The sequence below is a fragment of the Nitrobacter sp. CN101 genome (genome assembly GCF_055390255.1).
In genome coordinates, this window is the sequence record NZ_AP038833.1 from 1,509,657 (window position 1) to 1,525,618 (window position 15,962).

General features: G+C 57.6%; 14 protein-coding genes and 1 pseudogene. 3 read left to right on the plus strand and 12 right to left on the minus strand.

Features of this window, described 5'->3' with window-relative positions; all coding sequences use genetic code 11:
- Nucleotides 1-108 precede the first annotated feature (108 nt).
- The 3 genes from ACZ5IL_RS07445 to ACZ5IL_RS07455 all read right to left on the minus strand — a co-directional run bounded on the left by ACZ5IL_RS07445 (nucleotide 109) and on the right by ACZ5IL_RS07455 (nucleotide 1,215).
- Nucleotides 109-543: an HIT family protein gene (locus ACZ5IL_RS07445; RefSeq protein WP_464596083.1), complete on the minus strand. Its 435-nt coding sequence runs from the start codon at nucleotides 541-543 to the stop codon at nucleotides 109-111.
- A gap of 94 nt (nucleotides 544-637) precedes the next feature.
- Complete coding sequence (locus tag ACZ5IL_RS07450) at nucleotides 638-829, minus strand: hypothetical protein (protein WP_079447468.1); 192 nt, start codon at nucleotides 827-829, stop codon at nucleotides 638-640.
- 119 nt (nucleotides 830-948) lie between these two features.
- Complete coding sequence (locus tag ACZ5IL_RS07455) at nucleotides 949-1,215, minus strand: hypothetical protein (protein ID WP_464596084.1); 267 nt, start codon at nucleotides 1,213-1,215, stop codon at nucleotides 949-951.
- Nucleotides 1,216-1,531: 316 nt separating this feature from the next.
- Between ACZ5IL_RS07455 and ACZ5IL_RS07460 the strand changes: the two genes are divergently transcribed.
- Nucleotides 1,532-2,731 (plus strand): pyridoxal-phosphate-dependent aminotransferase family protein, encoded by a 1,200-nt coding sequence (locus ACZ5IL_RS07460; protein ID WP_464596085.1) that lies wholly within the window; start codon nucleotides 1,532-1,534, stop codon nucleotides 2,729-2,731.
- A gap of 824 nt (nucleotides 2,732-3,555) precedes the next feature.
- Here the strand turns inward: ACZ5IL_RS07460 and ACZ5IL_RS07465 are convergent.
- From ACZ5IL_RS07465 to istB, 5 genes and pseudogenes are all read right to left on the minus strand, one after another.
- Nucleotides 3,556-4,062, minus strand: a complete 507-nt coding sequence (locus ACZ5IL_RS07465) for a hypothetical protein (RefSeq protein ID WP_464596086.1) — start codon at nucleotides 4,060-4,062, stop codon at nucleotides 3,556-3,558.
- Nucleotides 4,063-4,104: 42 nt separating this feature from the next.
- Nucleotides 4,105-5,273 (minus strand): IS3 family transposase gene (locus tag ACZ5IL_RS07470; RefSeq protein WP_464592339.1). Its coding sequence is split into 2 segments (ribosomal slippage): nucleotides 4,105-5,009 and nucleotides 5,009-5,273, totalling 1,170 coding nucleotides; the frame shifts between segments, so codons are not numbered across the junction.
- A 360-nt stretch (nucleotides 5,274-5,633) separates the two neighbouring features.
- The gene (locus ACZ5IL_RS07475) at nucleotides 5,634-6,821 is read right to left on the minus strand and encodes a 6-phosphofructokinase (RefSeq protein ID WP_464596087.1); all 1,188 of its coding nucleotides are present in this window, start codon (nucleotides 6,819-6,821) and stop codon (nucleotides 5,634-5,636) included.
- Between the two features lie 186 nt (nucleotides 6,822-7,007).
- Nucleotides 7,008-7,436, minus strand: coding sequence for a TVP38/TMEM64 family protein (locus ACZ5IL_RS07480; RefSeq protein ID WP_464596088.1), 429 nt, complete (start codon nucleotides 7,434-7,436; stop codon nucleotides 7,008-7,010).
- 1,355 nt (nucleotides 7,437-8,791) lie between these two features.
- Nucleotides 8,792-9,388: pseudogene (gene istB, locus ACZ5IL_RS07485) on the minus strand (IS21-like element helper ATPase IstB); the annotation flags it as partial.
- A 585-nt stretch (nucleotides 9,389-9,973) separates the two neighbouring features.
- Between istB and pseB the strand changes: the two are divergent.
- The gene (gene pseB / locus ACZ5IL_RS07490) at nucleotides 9,974-10,975 is read left to right on the plus strand and encodes a UDP-N-acetylglucosamine 4,6-dehydratase (inverting) (RefSeq protein ID WP_464596089.1); all 1,002 of its coding nucleotides are present in this window, start codon (nucleotides 9,974-9,976) and stop codon (nucleotides 10,973-10,975) included.
- Nucleotides 10,972-12,129: a UDP-4-amino-4,6-dideoxy-N-acetyl-beta-L-altrosamine transaminase gene (gene pseC, locus ACZ5IL_RS07495; protein WP_464596090.1), complete on the plus strand. Its 1,158-nt coding sequence runs from the start codon at nucleotides 10,972-10,974 to the stop codon at nucleotides 12,127-12,129. The genes pseB and pseC overlap by 4 nt, the downstream gene beginning before the upstream one ends.
- 744 nt (nucleotides 12,130-12,873) lie before the next feature.
- Here the strand turns inward: pseC and minE are convergent.
- The 4 genes from minE to ACZ5IL_RS07515 form a co-directional block, all read right to left on the minus strand.
- Nucleotides 12,874-13,155 (minus strand): cell division topological specificity factor MinE, encoded by a 282-nt coding sequence (gene minE, locus ACZ5IL_RS07500; protein WP_464596091.1) that lies wholly within the window; start codon nucleotides 13,153-13,155, stop codon nucleotides 12,874-12,876.
- Nucleotides 13,152-13,970: a septum site-determining protein MinD gene (gene minD / locus ACZ5IL_RS07505; protein WP_464596092.1), complete on the minus strand. Its 819-nt coding sequence runs from the start codon at nucleotides 13,968-13,970 to the stop codon at nucleotides 13,152-13,154. Before minD ends, minE begins: the two co-directional genes overlap by 4 nt.
- An 18-nt stretch (nucleotides 13,971-13,988) precedes the next feature.
- Nucleotides 13,989-14,693 carry a septum site-determining protein MinC gene (gene minC / locus ACZ5IL_RS07510; protein ID WP_464596093.1) on the minus strand — a complete coding sequence of 235 codons (705 nt, stop codon included), beginning with the start codon at nucleotides 14,691-14,693 and terminating at the stop codon, nucleotides 13,989-13,991.
- A 337-nt stretch (nucleotides 14,694-15,030) separates the two neighbouring features.
- A complete protein-coding gene (locus ACZ5IL_RS07515; protein ID WP_464596094.1) occupies nucleotides 15,031-15,945 on the minus strand; it encodes a formylglycine-generating enzyme family protein in 915 nt (304 codons plus the stop codon).
- Nucleotides 15,946-15,962 lie beyond the last annotated feature (17 nt).

The following is a 15,962-nucleotide window of genomic DNA, read 5'->3' on the forward strand; positions in this document are numbered from 1 at the left end:
TGCGGCCGCTGACGGTGATCGCCATCAGAAGCGGCTCCATGGTTTTGATCTGACGCATTTCTTCACGCGAACCGGTATCCACTTCGCTCGAAAACGCTATCGTTCGCGCTACGAGCCGAGCGCGGCGATCAGTCGGGCCGCGTGATCCTGGAGCACCTTGACGTCCTCCTGCTGGCTCTGGGGCGGCAGAAGCGGCACTCCCGATTTCATCGGTATGACGTGCATGTGCAGGTGAAACACCACCTGTCCGCTGACGGCTTCGCTGAACTGCTGGATGATGGTGCCTTCGGCGTCGAAGGCCTTCATGGCCGCCACCGCGATCGTCTTGCTGCTTCGCGCGACTTCCGCCAGATCATCCGCTGAAATGTCGAAGATTCCGCGGGCAGGGGCCTTCGGGATCACCAGCGTGTGGCCCGGCGTGCGCGGCATGATGTCAAGGAACGCGAATGTATGCGCATTCTCGTAAACCTTGAAGCACGGCAGATCGCCGCGAAGAATCTTCGCGAAAATATTCTGGTCGTCGTAGGCTGGCACTAATCTCATTCGGTATATCCCGGCTTGTTCAAGCTGCGTTTAGCCGCATTCTGCTCGGTAAATGCCGACGCAACCGCTACCCTCGGATTCCGCCGCGCTAGGCCTAGTCCCGATTGCGTGGCCGATCCATCAGCTTTGTCAGGCCAAGCCGTCTGATCCGCTCGCGCGTAAGTTGATCCCGTGCGCCTTCCTTGATCAGCAAGTCGATCAACTCCAGCCGCTTTGATTCATCCGTCGCCTCGGCGAGAAGGTCTCGATAGCGCTTGTAGTCGTATCCATCGTCCGATTCATCCATGGGAGGTCTTGTCGTCTCCTCTTGCCCGTGAACCCATACTTACGCGGCGGCTTGCGATCACGCCACGCACGGTTTTGCCCGATCGATGCGCTAGCATGGGCGTCCCTCGCACCAAGCAGTCAATTGCAGGGATGCGAGCGGCCGTCCTGCCCTCGGTATGGGGCGGCGCTCTGTTTGCAGCGCACGCTGACCGGTCCGTCGTAATAGGCGAAGGGTTGGTCCGGCGTGACGGCAGGCCCGTAGTTGTGGAGGTAGATATCGGTCTCGGCCGGATGGGTGTGGTGGTGCTTGTGGTGACGATGCCCTGCCCCTGCGGACGTTGAGATGGCCATCGAAACCACGACGGCTGCCAAAATCCTCGCCGGAAGAATATTGAAGAGAATCATCGGACTTATCTCCTGTGCTGCGGATAGAGCGTCGAATCCTGCGTACAGCTTATTGGAGATATCTGTAAAAGCAGAAAAGAGAAATTGTGGGCTGGTTCCATGTTCGGGCCGGCCTCAGCCGCTGTCAATGCCCCAGGGGTTGAGGCAGAGGAACTCTGGGCGGACCGGGAGGACTCATCGCGCGTGGCGGGCGGGGCGGCTCGAACTGGGTCTCCCGAGGGCGGTCCGGCAGGGGGGCGTGCGAGCGCGGGACAACGCCGCCGGATAGTGGTATTCGACCCGCAATACGACAAATTCCCGGAAAGGACGCTCCCCGATGACGCTGCACACAGGACGACATACCCTTCAGATCCCAGGCCCCACCAATGTGCCTGACCGGGTGCTGCGCGCCATCGATATGCCCGTCCTGGACCATCGCGGTCCGGAATTCGCGGTGCTGGGCCATGAGGTGCTGGCCGACGCCAAGCGGATTTTCCGCACCAAGCAGCCGGTCATCATCTATCCGTCGTCGGGCACTGGCGCCTGGGAAGCCGCCATCGTCAACACATTGTCGCCGGGCGATAAAGTGCTGATGGCGGAGACCGGCCAGTTCGCGACGCTATGGCTTACCATGGCCAACAAGTTCAAGCTCGATGTCGATGTGCTGCCGACCGACTGGAGGCGCGGCGCCCCCTTGGACTTGATCGAGGAGCGGCTCAAGGCTGATCGGGAGCACAAGATCAAGGCCGTGATGATCGTGCACAATGAGACGTCCACGAGCTGCGTCACCCATCCCCTTGAGGTTCGCAAAATCCTCGACCGCGCCAAACATCCGGCGCTGTTGCTGGTCGACACCATCTCCGGTCTCGGCGCGCTGGAATATGAGCACGATGCCTGGGGTATCGACGTGTCGATCGCAGGTTCCCAAAAGGGCATGATGTTGCCGCCCGGTCTCGGTTTCAACGCGGTGTCTGAAAAGGCTCTGGCGGCCTCAAAGTCCAACACGTTGCCGCGCGCTTATTGGGACTGGCATCCGGTGATAGCCAACAACGTGGAGGGCTCGTTTCCCTACACGCCGGCCACCAATCTACTTTACGGTCTGAAGGTTGCGATCGCCATGATGGAGGAGGAAGGTCTGGAGAATGTATGGGCTCGCCACAAGCGTCACGGCGCTGCGACGCGTGCTGCCGTGAAGGCGTGGGGGCTGGACCTCGTCTGTCAGGATCCGCACGCCTATTCGCCGGCGTTGACAGCCGTCATGATGCCTGACGGACACGACGCGGATGCGTTCCGCAAGGTGGTGCTCGACAATTTCGACATGTCGCTCGGCGCTGGCCTCAACAAGATCAAGGGCAAGGCTTTCCGCATTGGTCATCTCGGTCATCAGAACGACCTGATGTTGATGGGAGCCCTGGCAGGCATCGAGATGAGCCTAGATATCGCCAAGGTGCCGCATCGCGCGGGCGGCGTCGCTGCGGCGATGGAGGTGCTCAAAGGGCGCGAGGCTTCGCCGATGTTGAAAGCGGTCGTGGCCTGATTAGAACCACTTCGATCGTCGGGGCTCGCTACAATGCGGCGCCCCGACGCGCTCTTTGAGGGAAGCAGCATAAACGAAAGAGCGGGCGCATAGTCGCTCTCACGGCCGTCAACGGAGATCTTCTCTCCGTTCTCAAAGGCGGTATCGCTCCCCCGACCGTTCACCCCTCCGCATCCTCCTCCTGAGTGAAGCCGATATGTCCAAGGCTGACATTTGGCGGAGGCATGCATGGTCCTTTTTAGGCGGTCGCACACACCATCCCGTCGGCAAATCCACAAACCAGTTGAAAATTGGCTTCGTTCTGCCGAATTAGAGATGTTGCATTGCTCGTTTGCGCCTTGAAAAGGCACGCTTTTCGTATCTTTCGATCTTCCTCAATTCCGCGTTTAGCCGAATGCTGTCGTCAAGCGTTCGATCGCTTTTGAAAAAGCGATCGAATATTGCAGCCTTAACTTTCCTCACTTGCAAAAGGGTCAACTGCGCGTGGGCGGCTTCAGCGCTGGCGAACGTGGGATCATCCTGGTTCGTTTCCTTCGAAAGAAGGCGCGCGAATTCCTCGATCTCGTGTCTGAATGGTGAGTCGGTGCGCGCCAATCCGTGCTGAAGTGCATTGTTCGCTGCCCGTGTTTTGCCGGCCTGAGAAATTGGTCCAGTACTTCTTTGGGCATTTTTTCGGTTGGCGGCGATCCGTCGCGCCGAGGCCATGGTGAGTTACTCCGCTGCCTCTTTGAATGTGCCCAATTCACCCTCAATCAGGTCGGCTGCTGATTTTTTCAACTGTCGTGCAGATTTCTCGTTACGACGTTCGATTTCCCGAAGCGCCATCAATCGTCGGATTTCGTAGGACGCAATGCGCTGTTCCACCGCGTGATCTCTGCCGCGCCTTTGAGGTATACGAGAGCCAACACCTTCGAAGATGAATATCCTCGCGCCAGCAAATCCGCGTCGATTTCCCTACGGCCGGCCGGATCACATAACCAACGCTGGGCGTCACGGTTGGCACCGAGCATCCGATCTGCTGTTGCTAGATTTTCAACTGGCCCGTCGAGATTACGGTATGCATTCTTCAATAGGTCAAGGACGATCTCTTTTTGGAAGAGATTTATTAGGTCCGACAAGATCAAACGCTCGCGACGGATTTGCCAAGACAAATCCACGAAGCCCTTCAAATAGAGTTGGTTGATAATATCAGGCTGGGTCAGCGTGCTAACGATAGCGTTATAGAATGCATCGTAGTCTTCCTGCTTTTCGTCGCCAACCAGCGGGGCATCATCCAGAAAGCGGTCAAGGTCTGAAGGAAACTGTGATGATTTGACGATCGGTTTGGGCATCCCGTTTTTGGCCTGCCCCTATGAGGTGGTCCGGTTTCAGTCTTAATGCATAATCGGCTTTTCGGCCATTGCTTGCGCTGCTGGCGGAAGCGATCCGGCTGGCTTTGAAGGCCAGGCGATGGCCTCTGGCGCCGGCGGTTTATATCCGAGCGATGAGTGTGGTCGCTCGGTGTTGTAGTAGCGCCGCCATGCCTCGATGATGACCTTGGCCTCGGCGAGGCTGTAGAAGATCTCACTGTTGAGCAGTTCGTCGCGAAGCTTCGAGTTGAAGCTCTCGCAGTAGCCGTTCTCCCAAGGGCTTCCGGGCTCGATGAACGCGGTCTTGGCGCCGACAGCTGCAATCCACTCTCGCACTGCCTTGGCGATGAACTCCGGCCCGTTATCAGAACGAACGTGGCCGGGCACGCCGCGTAGGATGAACAGGTCCGACAAGACGTCGATGACGTCGGTCGAGTTGAGCTTGCGATCAATCCGGATCGCCAGACATTCTCTGGTGAACTCGTCGATGATGTTGAGCATGCGGAACTTCCTGCCATTGTGGGTCCGGCCCTCGACGAAGTCATAGGACCAAACATGGTTTGGATGCTCGGGCCGAAGCCGGACGCACGATCCGTCATTCAGCCAGAGTCTGCCTCTCTTCGGTTGTTTCTGAGGAACCTTCAGCCCCTCCCGCCGCCAGATACGCTCGACACGCTTGGCATTCACCGTCCAACCCTCGGACCGCAGCATCGCCGTGATCCTGCGATAGCCATAGCGGCCGTAGCGTAAGGCCAGACTGATGATGTCGGTCGTCAATGCCTCTTCATCCGGTCGGCTTTGCGGCTTCTTGCGCTGGGTCGAGCGATGCTGGCCCAGAACCTTGCAGGCAAAGCGCTCCGAGACGGAGAACTTCACCATGACATGGTCGACGCAGCGGCGACGGCGGGAAGGGCTCAGAAGTTTCCCGAGGCAGCCTCTTTCAGGATCAGCTTCTCGAGCGTCAGGTCCGACACTGCCTTGCGCAGCCGGTCGTTCTCTTTCTCAAGCTCTTTCAAGCGCTTTACCTGATCGCCCTTCAGGCCACCAAACTCCTTGCGCCACCGGTAATACGTGAACTGCGTCACGCCGATCGAACGAACCGCTTCGCCAACCGATCTGCCTTGTGAAAGCAAAACATCGACCTGGCGCAGCTTCGCGACGATCTCTTCCGCCTTGTGCTTCTTCTGGGGCATTCCAATGTCCTCTCTAACGGCTAATAGCCTAATTCAGGGAGGACCACTTTTCAGGGGGCAGACCATTTTCCCAACCTTCGTGACGCAACACCCACGAATTAAAACAAGCCTATTCCTCTCTCCTCTTGAAAAATTCATCTGACTTTGATCGAAGTCGACATTTCCATTGTTCTCCACAGAGAATTTTAGGTCGCTCCATTTGGTCGCCGAGTTGGTTCAGTTATCGACCAAAGGTCCCGTGCAGACACTGAGCCTGACCTCCTTCATGATCTCAACAGGAGGCGTGACGAGCAGCCTCATCTGCCGGCACAACTTGCCCAAGCTCACCTCTGGGGCGCGTTCTTGGAGGTCTCTGTCATCCTAAGACGCGCGGTTGAGAAAGATCGGTAGCCCTCGCTTACCGGCGTAGATGGGACGATAGCGTTCAATGTTGTATGTGGTGGCGACGTCCAATTTGCGGGGGCCCAGCTTGGGGTCAGGGATTGGCACGAGATCGTAGCGGCCCTCGACTAGAGCGGACATTAGGCCGGTCCTACCTTCTAGAACGGCATCGTAGGCCATGTTTCCGAAAGTCAGGGCGACAAGTTTGTCGATGAAATCCGGATCCCCAGATCGCAGGTCATAGGTGAGGTCGGATACGATCGTCTCCTCGCCAGCGCGCCGCTTGATCTCGTTGGCAAGAGTTTCGGCGACGCTCGCCTTTTTACGGTGACCATAGGGGTCTGGCTCGCCGTATTCCTGCACTCTATAGCCCTCCCACTCGGCACCCTCGCTGAGCACGACCAACGCGTAGTTGCTTGGGTTGGCTCGCTTCTCCTCGAGGAGCAACTGGATCAGCTTGTCGAGATTGACCTTGTACTCCGGTATGACGCACCGGATTGAGGTCGCGTACGCGGTAAAGAGCGCCGAAAACCCGGCATCGCGGCCAAAGACGCGAAAAATGCCAATGCGCTCATGCGAGCCGACCGTGGTGCGCTGTCGCTGAATGGCGTCGCTCGCTCGCGTGATCGCCGTGGAGAAGCCAATGCAGTACTCGGTGTTGCGAACGTCGTTGTCAATGGTCTTTGGGATGGCGATGATCTTGACGCCGACTTCGTCGAGCTTGGCCGCATAACTGAGCGTGTCGTCTCCGCCAATGGCAATGAGGTGCTCTATGCCAAGTCCTGACAAGTTTGCGAGCACCTGGCCGGTCAGGTCCCAGGTCTTAGTTTCGCTGTCGCCGTTGGTATTTGTGGTAACTGGTACGTCCGCGCTAACCAGATGGTCGGGTAGCTTTTTCATTTTGGACGGATTGGTGCGGCTCGAGTGCAGCACAGTGCCGCCGTGGCGGTCGATGGTGCGTGTGTTGTCGCGGTTCAGCGGGATTAGGTAGCGAGACCTGCTGGTCGGGTCCTCCAGGTTCAGATGAGTCAGGGCCTCCCAACCACGGCGGAGACCCACGACCTCCATATCGTCCTCACTGCCGCGATAGGCGACGGTCTTGATGATTGTGTTTAAACCGGGGACGTCGCCGCCTCCTGTGAGAATGCCAATGCGCTTTCTCGCCAAGACCACCTCCTATGGTACCTGTCGCTGATCAACGGGCTTTGTCACTCTCTGCCAACCGCGTCTCGCTGAGGAAAGTTCCGCAGTAACCGCGATCGCGCGGGAGATCCGCGGGCATCGCTTGCCCTGATGCATTTGCGGCTCACCACGGCCATGTGTTTGTGCTTGAGCGGCAACTGAATAGCGTCTTTAAGCCAGCGGAGTTCGCCGCGACAGCAAGCCTCTGACCCGCCAGGCTATCAGGGCAACAGTTGCGATGATCAGCGCCATCGCGGTTAGCGATACGCCCAGATTTTCGTCGAGAAGCGAGGCTCGGCCAGTCGCACCCAAAAGGGTATACAGAAACACTTGCGGCGCGGTGAAAATGAACGTGGAGATCGAGTAACTTGAGAGATCAATCCTCGTCAGCCCGAACAGGTAGTTTTGGATGGCGCCCGGAATTGGCACACCCAGACGCATCAGCGCGACAATCCGCCAGCCTTCCTCGTCTACTGCTTGTGCAATGACGCCGAAATTCGGCTTCCGCTCAAGTATTTTTCGAAACCGATTCGATGCGACATAGCGAGAGGTCAGGAAAGCGAGGATGGAGCCGACGGTTCCGCTTAGTAGGATGATCACGGCGGCCTTCCACCCAAAGGCTGCGCCAGCCGCGCAAATGAGCGGTGTACGCGGAAGAATGATGAAGGACATCGCCAAAAAAACGAAGCAGATCGCAATTACCGAAACCGGCGTGAGACTGCCAAAATTTTGAAACCAAGTGCTGAAAGCGGCTAAGAGGGGCGAATTCATTCGTTCAAGAACTGCATGCTCAGGATTAGAAGGCCGGCGATTGCCGGTAAGGGGCCGCGGATCTGTTGGCGTTCATGCTAACGCGATCCGACAGCTATAAACCGTCTAAGGATGCGGGACTATATATCTCTCGCCAGTTTCCGCTTCCTCAATTCTGGCGCTTTTTGCCCTTGGCGATCGGTGGCGGAGTGTCGCCATGCACAACCCTGCAGAAGTTGATCCGCAAAATACCGGAACGACCAATGGACGCGGAATACATTCTGCAGCCCGATGACAAATTAACGGAATAACCCCGCTGCGGCGGATTTTTTTACTGGAAGGTCGAAACCCCGTGCCACAGCAGCGGTATCAGATTTTCTCAGCGACGACCGTCAAACGCGTTCGGTTGGATACCCGCCGCCTCCTCGCAAGCCACCTCCAGCTCGGAATAGGGCAGCATCACGGCGCCCAGCGCCCCTCAGCGGTTAATGCGCCGGGCCAAACTAGCGGAAAAAGAGCCCTCTGGCGTTGGATCACACATGCTCTGGCTTCATGCGGTAGCCGGGATGAATAACTGTTCTTGTTGGCGCTCGGGTGGTGACGAGTGTGAACGCAGTTATTGGCCGGATTTCCGAACGTGAAATCGTTGATGCACTTTTTCGCTCCGACCAGAACGTCCTACGTGATGCCTGCAGCATCTCGCGTTGACGGCTCGGACATCGTCTCATACGCGTGCCCGGGTTTCCTGACGGTGAAATCGCTTGGGCGGTATGCTCGGTTGCGCCCGAAGAGAAAGCCAGGCTGAGTCGGGTTAGTTTACGTTGGTTGAGCGTCCAGCCTCTGTTTGAGTTCATCGATCACTTCTTGATCGTCGGTCTGGACGCGAAGATATCCGTTCCAGGTTACTGGACCGTATTTAGTGTGTTCGCTCGCGATCTGATTTTTCAACGATAGGAACAACTCCCTATGGCGAGGAGGAATGAGAAGGCATCATGGCAATCGTCTCGCCGTTGAGGAGCCGCGCCGCGTGAACTGGCTTGAGGAGATTGATGCTGTCAATGACCGTGGAATCGGGACCCTGTATTTTCACGCAAGAGAAACCCCTGTTTAGGGGGTGGTGAGGGTACGCCGGTTAGCGGCCGATCAGGCAAAGCTGGTCAGGGTAGCACAGCCTGATCGGGCGCGCCCTGATTAGCTTTTCGGCTTTAGCTTTGAGAGCGGCTCTTGAAGCGCCAGAATTCGTTTCCGGTCTCGACGATCTCACAATGATGGGTGAGCCGGTCGAGCAGTGCGGTGGTCATCTTAGCATCGCCGAAGACGGTGGGCCATTCGCCGAATGCCAGGTTGGTGGTGATGATCACGCTGGTGCGCTCGTAGAGCTTCGAGACCAGATGGAAGAGCAACTGCCCGCCGGCCTGAGCGAGGGGGAGATAACCGAGTTCGTCAAGCACGACGAAGTCGAGCCGCGTCAGATGGTCGGCAATGCGGCCTTGCCGGCCGGCGCGGGTCTCGGTCTCGAGCCTGTTGACCAGATCGACGACATTGTAGAAGCGGCCGCGAGCGCCGTTTCGGATCAGCGCCCGGGCAATGGCGATAGCCAGATGGGATTTGCCGGTGCCGCCGACCAGGACGACATTGCGCTGATCGGCAACGAAGGCTCCGCCAGCGAGATCGCGGATCAAGCTATCGTTGACCGGCGTGCCGGTGAAGTCGAAGTCGTTGATGTCCTTGGCCAGCGGCAGCTTGGCGACGGTGAGCTGGTATTTGATGGAGCGGGCCTGTTTCTCCGATGTCTCTGTCTGCCACCGGCCGGAACTCCGGGATCGCTTCCTGTCAACGCATCATCTAGAATAGCGGATGATTTGCGGAGCTTAGAAACCATGCCGCCGGCCGCGCCCACACCCATTACGTAATTCCAGCCTTCGACGTAGTCGGAGAGGTGTGAATTGAAGAGGGAGCCCAAGATGTTCTGGCTGCCTCGATGATTCCCGGCTAGGAGATCCAACGCCTTTCCGCTCTTCTTGCTGATTCCTCCGGTCATGCTCGTCACCTCGATACCCATATCGATCGCAGGCCGGCGCCTGCGCGAGCGACGATGGCGCTGGCCTTCCCCTATGCAGCATTGCGTCGCGCGGACGAGGTCGGTGCATCGATGTTGTTCGGAATTGTGAGTATCGTGCTTGCTACTGGGCGCACGCGCCGATTGCCTCTCATGGAGCGCCAGCTTTGCCGTCGTAGCGGGCGATGATCTTTAGTACTGGGCACAGTTGTGTTCCAATTTTTGGCTAACCACGACCACTCGCCACTTCGTTGATTTTGTCTGACGGTCCTGTCATTAACATTGCGCGGGCTTCGGTTGCGCGATTTCCAGGTAAAGTGAGGGGCCAGTGTTCAACGGCAAATCCGTATTTGTTTCCGGCGGCACGGGCTCTTTCGGACGCAAATTCGCGAACATATTACTCGAGCGCTACGACTTGGCGCGCCTCGTTTTCTATTCACGCGATGAGCTCAAGCAATTCGAGATGCAGCAGGAAATAAACGCGCCCTGCATTCGCTGGCTGATCGGCGATGTACGTGATGGCGCGCGTTTGATCGAAGCGACGCGTGGTATTGACTATCTCGTTCATGCTGCCGCTATGAAGCAGGTGACAGCATCTGAATATAATCCAATGGAGTGTATCCGCACCAACATTCATGGCGCGGAGAACATTGTGGCAGCCGCGCTTGCCAACGACGTTGAGCAGGTGGTCGCGCTTTCAAGCGACAAAGCGGCTAATCCGATCAACCTGTATGGCGCTACCAAGCTTGCATCGGATAAACTGTTCATTGCTGCCAACAATATGGCAGGCAAACGACGTACCGCCTTTTCGGTCGTGCGCTACGGTAACGTTGCCGGCTCGCGCGGATCGGTCGTCCCATTTTTCGAAAAACTGATAGCGCAAGGCGCGACGTCATTGCCGATTACCGACGCCGCCATGACTCGTTTCTGGATCTCGTTGCGGGAAAGCGTCGACTTCGTTCTGAAGTGCTTCCAACGTATGCATGGCGGCGAGATCTTTGTACCGAAGTTGCCGTCGATCCGGATCGTCGACCTTGCAACGGCAATGGCGCCGCACCTGCCACAGAACCTGATTGGTATCCGGCCGGGCGAAAAGCTGCACGAGATATTGTGCCCCGCGGATAATAGCCATTTGACGCTTGAGTTCAGGGATCATTATGTCATGCGGCCGTCGATCAAGTTCCACGATCGCGGCTATGATTATTTGGAGAACCGTCTCGGTGAGACTGGTGCTTTTGTAGCGCGGGGTTTCGAGTACAACTCCGGTACAAACCCCGTCCGTTACTCTGTGGAACAAATCCGGGAATTCTATGAACGGACCAAGACATGATTCCCTATGGTCGTCAGGACATCTCTAGCGTCGATGTCGAGGCGGTCGTCGAAGTCCTTCGGTCAGACTTCCTAACCCAAGGGCCGATGGTCCCTAGGTTCGAGGAGACGTTGGCGCGGGCAGTCGACGCGCCCGAAGCGGTAGCCTTTTCATCAGCAACTGCGGCGCTGCACGTCGCTTGTCTTGCGCTCGGGCTCGGGCCATCGGATCGACTCTGGACGGTGCCGAACACCTTTGTGGCCTCCGCCAACTGCGGTCTCTACTGCGGAGCGATCGTCGATTTCGTCGATATCAATGCTAGGACCCGAAACATGGACGTCGAGGCACTGGCCGCCAAGCTCGAAGCGGCCGAACGCAACGGCACCTTGCCGAAGGTTGTCGTTCCAGTGGACTTCGCCGGTACGTCCGCAGATCTTGCCTCCATCCGCCGGTTGGCGGACCGATACGGCTTCCGTATCCTTGAAGATGCGAGCCATGCTGTTGGCGGATACTACCAGAATAGGCCCGTCGGTTCGAGCGAACTCGCTGACGTTACCGTTTTTTCCTTCCATCCCGTCAAGATTGTGACAACAGGAGAAGGCGGTGCGGCGACCACGCGTTCTGCCGAGATCGCCCATCGCATGCGCCTGCTGCGCAACCATGGCATTTCGCGCGATCCCGCTGATATGACCGCCGTTCCCGAAGGCCCTTGGTACTACGAGCAGGTGATGCTCGGCTTCAACTACCGTATGAGCGACATTCAGGCGGCGCTCGGCGTGAGGCAATTTGATCGTCTCGCCGAATTCGTTGCTCGGCGGCACACGATCGCGGCGCGTTATCACGAAGGGCTTGCCGGTCTTCCCGTGATTCGCCAGTTCGTGCCGGAGGGCACTCTCTCGGCGTTGCATCTATATGTCATTGAACTGGATGAAACCGTAAGGCGTACTCGCGCCGAAGTTTTTGCAGCGATGCGCTCTTCAGGTATCGGCGTCAACGTCCATTACATCCCGGTCCATCTACAACCATGGTACCGGGCCTTGGGATTCTCCCGTGGCGATTTTCCGACTGCCGAAAAATACTACGATTTCGCACTAACGTTGCCTATTCATCCAAACTTGAGCGCTGAACAGCAAGATTACGTTATGGAGCGGTTATCCCACGCGCTCGGAACTTGAGGATCTAAAAAATTTGGACCGCGAAAACGGAGAGCTGGGAGTTTAGCGAAAGCATGCGCCTGTTTGCTTGCTGGTGGTTCCGTCGTTAGGCGGCCTAAATTAAAGGAGAACCGCGCCCAAATGCGGCCGGGCGAGACTGGCGCTGCCACCCAAATCAAGGTGTAGGCGGCTAAGGATGAAAGCGTCACTCGTGTGATGAAGCACCATCGCGTGTGCCAATTGCCGGTGCTATTTGGCAGCTAGCCAGTATCGTCAGCATCGGCGATGTGGTCAAGTATCGACTGAAGGAACTGGAGCTTGAGAGGAATGTCCTCCGTGATGCCTACAGCATCTCGCGTTGACGGCTCGGGCATCGTCTCATACGCGTGCCCGGGTTTCGTGATGGTGAAATCGCTTGGGCGGTATGCTCGCTCGCGCCCGAAGAGAAAGCCAGGCTGAGTCGGGTTAAGTTTACGTTGGTTGAGCGTCCAGCTTCTGTCTGAGTTCATCGATCAATTCTTGATCATCGGTCTGGACGCGAAGATATCCGTTCCAAGTTATTGGACCGTATTTAGTGTGTTCGCTCGCGATCTGTTTTTTCAACGACGGGAATAACTCCCTATGGCGAGGCGGAATGAGAAGGTTCATGTCGTATCTCCACGTATGAGAATGGTTCCTGATGTAGACTGCTGAGATTGTTCTGCCCACTTCACGGGGCTGCGCAAACGGACGCCTCCAAGGGATTCCTTCGAGGACTGAACCTGGTCAGCTGGCGACCGCGATCCGCTTGTCGAAGCCATTCGGAAGTTCAATGTCAACCTCGAGGGTAGACACGGTTTCCCCTCTGTCCATTCGGACAACCACCTTTTCGGGGTTCAGCGCGACGTGTCGCGAGACTACGGCGAGAATCTCATCTCGCAAAACCCCAAGTAAATCGGGCTGCCTGCGTAACCCACGCTCGTGCGCCAAGAGAATTTGTAACCTTTCCCGAGCAACCGGCGCCGAACCGGTGCGGCGGCGAATGAACTGCAGAAGGTTTAGGCTCATGCTGCCCTCCGTCCAAGTAGCCGGTCCATAAAGCGTCTGCGTTGCTCAGTCGGTACCATCATAGCGATCGTCTCGCCGTTGAGGCGCCGCGCTGCATCTGTGTAGGCCCGCGCGGGCATACTCGCAGCGTCATTCAACGTGACCGGAGAGCCGACGTTCGACGCTCGCAGGACATCTTGGCTTTCAGGAATAATCCCAAGAAGCGGAATCGCGAGGATCTCAAGAATGTCGTCGATGCTGAGCATTTCGCCGCGTGCCGCTCGCCCCATGTCATAGCGGGTGATCAAGACGTGCTTCTTCATCTGTTCGCCCGCCTCCGCTTTGACCGTCTTGGAATCAAGCATGCCGATGATGCGGTCGGCATCGCGAACAGACGAGACTTCAGGGTTGGTAACGACAATGGCTTCATCTGCGTAGCGCATCGCCAGCGTTGCACCACGTTCGATGCCGGCGGGACTGTCGCAAATCACCCAATCGAACTTCGTTCGCAAATCGGCGATAATGTTGCGAACGCCGTCGTCCGTCAGGGCATCCTTATCCCTTGTCTGCGACGCAGGAAGCAACCAGAGGCTTTCGAGTCGCTTGTCGCGGATGAGGGCTTGCGAGAGCTTTGCAACACCCTGCGCCACATTGACGAGGTCGAAGACAACACGGCGCTCCGCTCCCATGATAAGATCCAGGTTACGGAGACCGACGTCGAAATCGACGACGACGACTTTCTCTCCCTCTCGCGCAAGCGCTGCACCAAGCGCGGCCGTGGACGTTGTTTTGCCAACGCCCCCCTTGCCTGATGTCACGACCAAGACTTTGGCCATCATGGCCTCCTTTGTATGTTAATTGAGCGGCGTTATTCTTATGATGTCGCCGTCCAGCCACGCCTGCGCGGGCCGACGACGCATCGTTTCACCGATATCTTCTGCTGTCTGGTAGTAGCCGTCGATGGCAACAAGTTCTGCCTCGATCTTCTGGCAATAGATTCGCGCGGCCGAATTTCCGTTAATGCCGGCCATCGCCCGTCCTCGGAGCGTCCCGTAAATGTGGATGGAGCCTCCGGCGACGATCTCCGCGCCGGAGCCAACAGAGCCCAGCACAGTGATGTCGCCTTCGGTAAACACGATGCGCTGCCCTGATCGAACAGGACACTGGAGCAGCAGCGACGGGGTCGGCGGCGGTGGCGGCTGGTCATCCACTTTCTTGGGCTCGACCTGCTGCTCGACCACACAACCACGTCCGCCGCTCAATACGGGCGGCAAGCCTGCATCCAACCCTGTGGGCTCCACGCCTTCGAGACCAAGAACGCGGATGCCGCGGCTTTCAAGGTTTGAAACCAAGTGCGCGATACCGTGCGAGCTCAGATCGACTGCGGAAAGATCGAGTACTATCGGACGTCCGGCGAAGAAGCCGGATGAACGGGTTAGGGTCGCGTCGATCTCCCCAAGCCAGTCCACGATCGGCATGAACGGCGAGAAGACAAACGCGATGTAAGACCGGCCACGGAACCGCATCACCTGGCGTTGTGGCTCGACTTTTGAGTCCATGAATGACGGCTTTCCGTGCGTGAATGGTTTACCATTGTTTAATTTTTAGATTGAGCACCGTTGGTTAATGACCAGTTAACGAGCCCTGTTTTGGTGGCACAATGTTAAGGAACTCGTATTGGGGCCAAAACATTTTTGCTTGATGCGCTGGAACGGGGATTCCGTTGCGCAGGACCTACCGCGACTTCGAAGTCCATGGTGCGCTCACAGGTGCGGCCGCTTCTGCAGTAGACAAGGTCAAGGAAATGGCTGGGCGAGGCCGCCAAGAGCGTTGGCTACGGCAAAGTTACAGTTCGGTCTCGTAACCAGAAACTGACAGCCGCAGCGAGAAAGAAATTTAAGGTGCAAGCGTCCGAGCGACCCGAAAACCAAGATACCTGAGCCGATAGTCGGAGGTGAACCAATAACGGCTCGCCGAGCGGAGGAAGGCAGGAGCGAGGAGAAAGGATCCGCCGCGCACGACACGATGATAACAATCGCCGCCCCCAAGCCAAGCCGAGCCATCCGTCGGCGAACCGTTGTATGTGTCGTGGTAGCAATCCTCCGTCCACTCCCGGACATTGCCTACCATGTCGTAGAGACCGAACCCGTTAGGCGCAAACGATCCTACCGGCGCGGTTTGCTTGGCATCCCATTGACTGCCACAGGAGTGACAGTTGGCGTTGTTCGTGCCCACGGTGTCGCCCCAAGGATAGACCGTCTGTGTCCCAGCGCGCATCGCATACTCGTATTCGGACCCAGAGAGCAGCCGATACGAGTTGCGGGTCTTCTTCGATAACCACGTGATGTAAGCTTGGGCATCGTCCCAGGAAACGTTGATCACCGGGCGGCGGCCACGGCCCCAGCCTTCATCGGAGGGCTTGTAGCCGCTGCAGCCGCCCTCGGCGACGCAGGCATCCCATTCGCCGAAGGTCACCTCAAATTGGCCAACCGCAAACGGTCGAGCAATCGTGACCAGATGTTGAGGGCCTTCCTCGGCGGAATGCCCCGGCTCGCTTGTCGGCGACCCCATCTCGAAGCTTCCGGCCGGCACCACCACCATCTCCGGGCAATTCGCACAATCCTTAAACACGTCCTTCGCCTTCAACGGCTGCTCCTGCGTCGACGGTTGCGCTACCTCCTGAGCGGACGCCGGCGTCATCTGGACGATGATTGCGGCGCTAAGCGCGCATAGCCTCACCAACGATGTCAGACCTGGCGCAGCGCGCCACCAAGAGCCGATGAGTTCCTGGCGCTCAGCGATGAAAAACATGACATACATCCGTCAGC

Coding starts and splice junctions, on each gene's coding strand:
- ACZ5IL_RS07445 (WP_464596083.1), bottom strand. CDS start 543: ATGAGATTAGTGCCAGCCTACGACGACCAGAATATTTTCGCGAAGATT.
- ACZ5IL_RS07450 (WP_079447468.1), bottom strand. CDS start 829: ATGGATGAATCGGACGATGGATACGACTACAAGCGCTATCGAGACCTT.
- ACZ5IL_RS07455 (WP_464596084.1), bottom strand. CDS start 1,215: ATGATTCTCTTCAATATTCTTCCGGCGAGGATTTTGGCAGCCGTCGTG.
- ACZ5IL_RS07460 (WP_464596085.1), top strand. CDS start 1,532: ATGACGCTGCACACAGGACGACATACCCTTCAGATCCCAGGCCCCACC.
- ACZ5IL_RS07465 (WP_464596086.1), bottom strand. CDS start 4,062: ATGCCCAAACCGATCGTCAAATCATCACAGTTTCCTTCAGACCTTGAC.
- pseC (WP_464596090.1), top strand. CDS start 10,972: ATGATTCCCTATGGTCGTCAGGACATCTCTAGCGTCGATGTCGAGGCG.
- minE (WP_464596091.1), bottom strand. CDS start 13,155: ATGAGCCTAAACCTTCTGCAGTTCATTCGCCGCCGCACCGGTTCGGCG.
- minD (WP_464596092.1), bottom strand. CDS start 13,970: ATGGCCAAAGTCTTGGTCGTGACATCAGGCAAGGGGGGCGTTGGCAAA.
- minC (WP_464596093.1), bottom strand. CDS start 14,693: ATGGACTCAAAAGTCGAGCCACAACGCCAGGTGATGCGGTTCCGTGGC.
- ACZ5IL_RS07515 (WP_464596094.1), bottom strand. CDS start 15,945: ATGTTTTTCATCGCTGAGCGCCAGGAACTCATCGGCTCTTGGTGGCGC.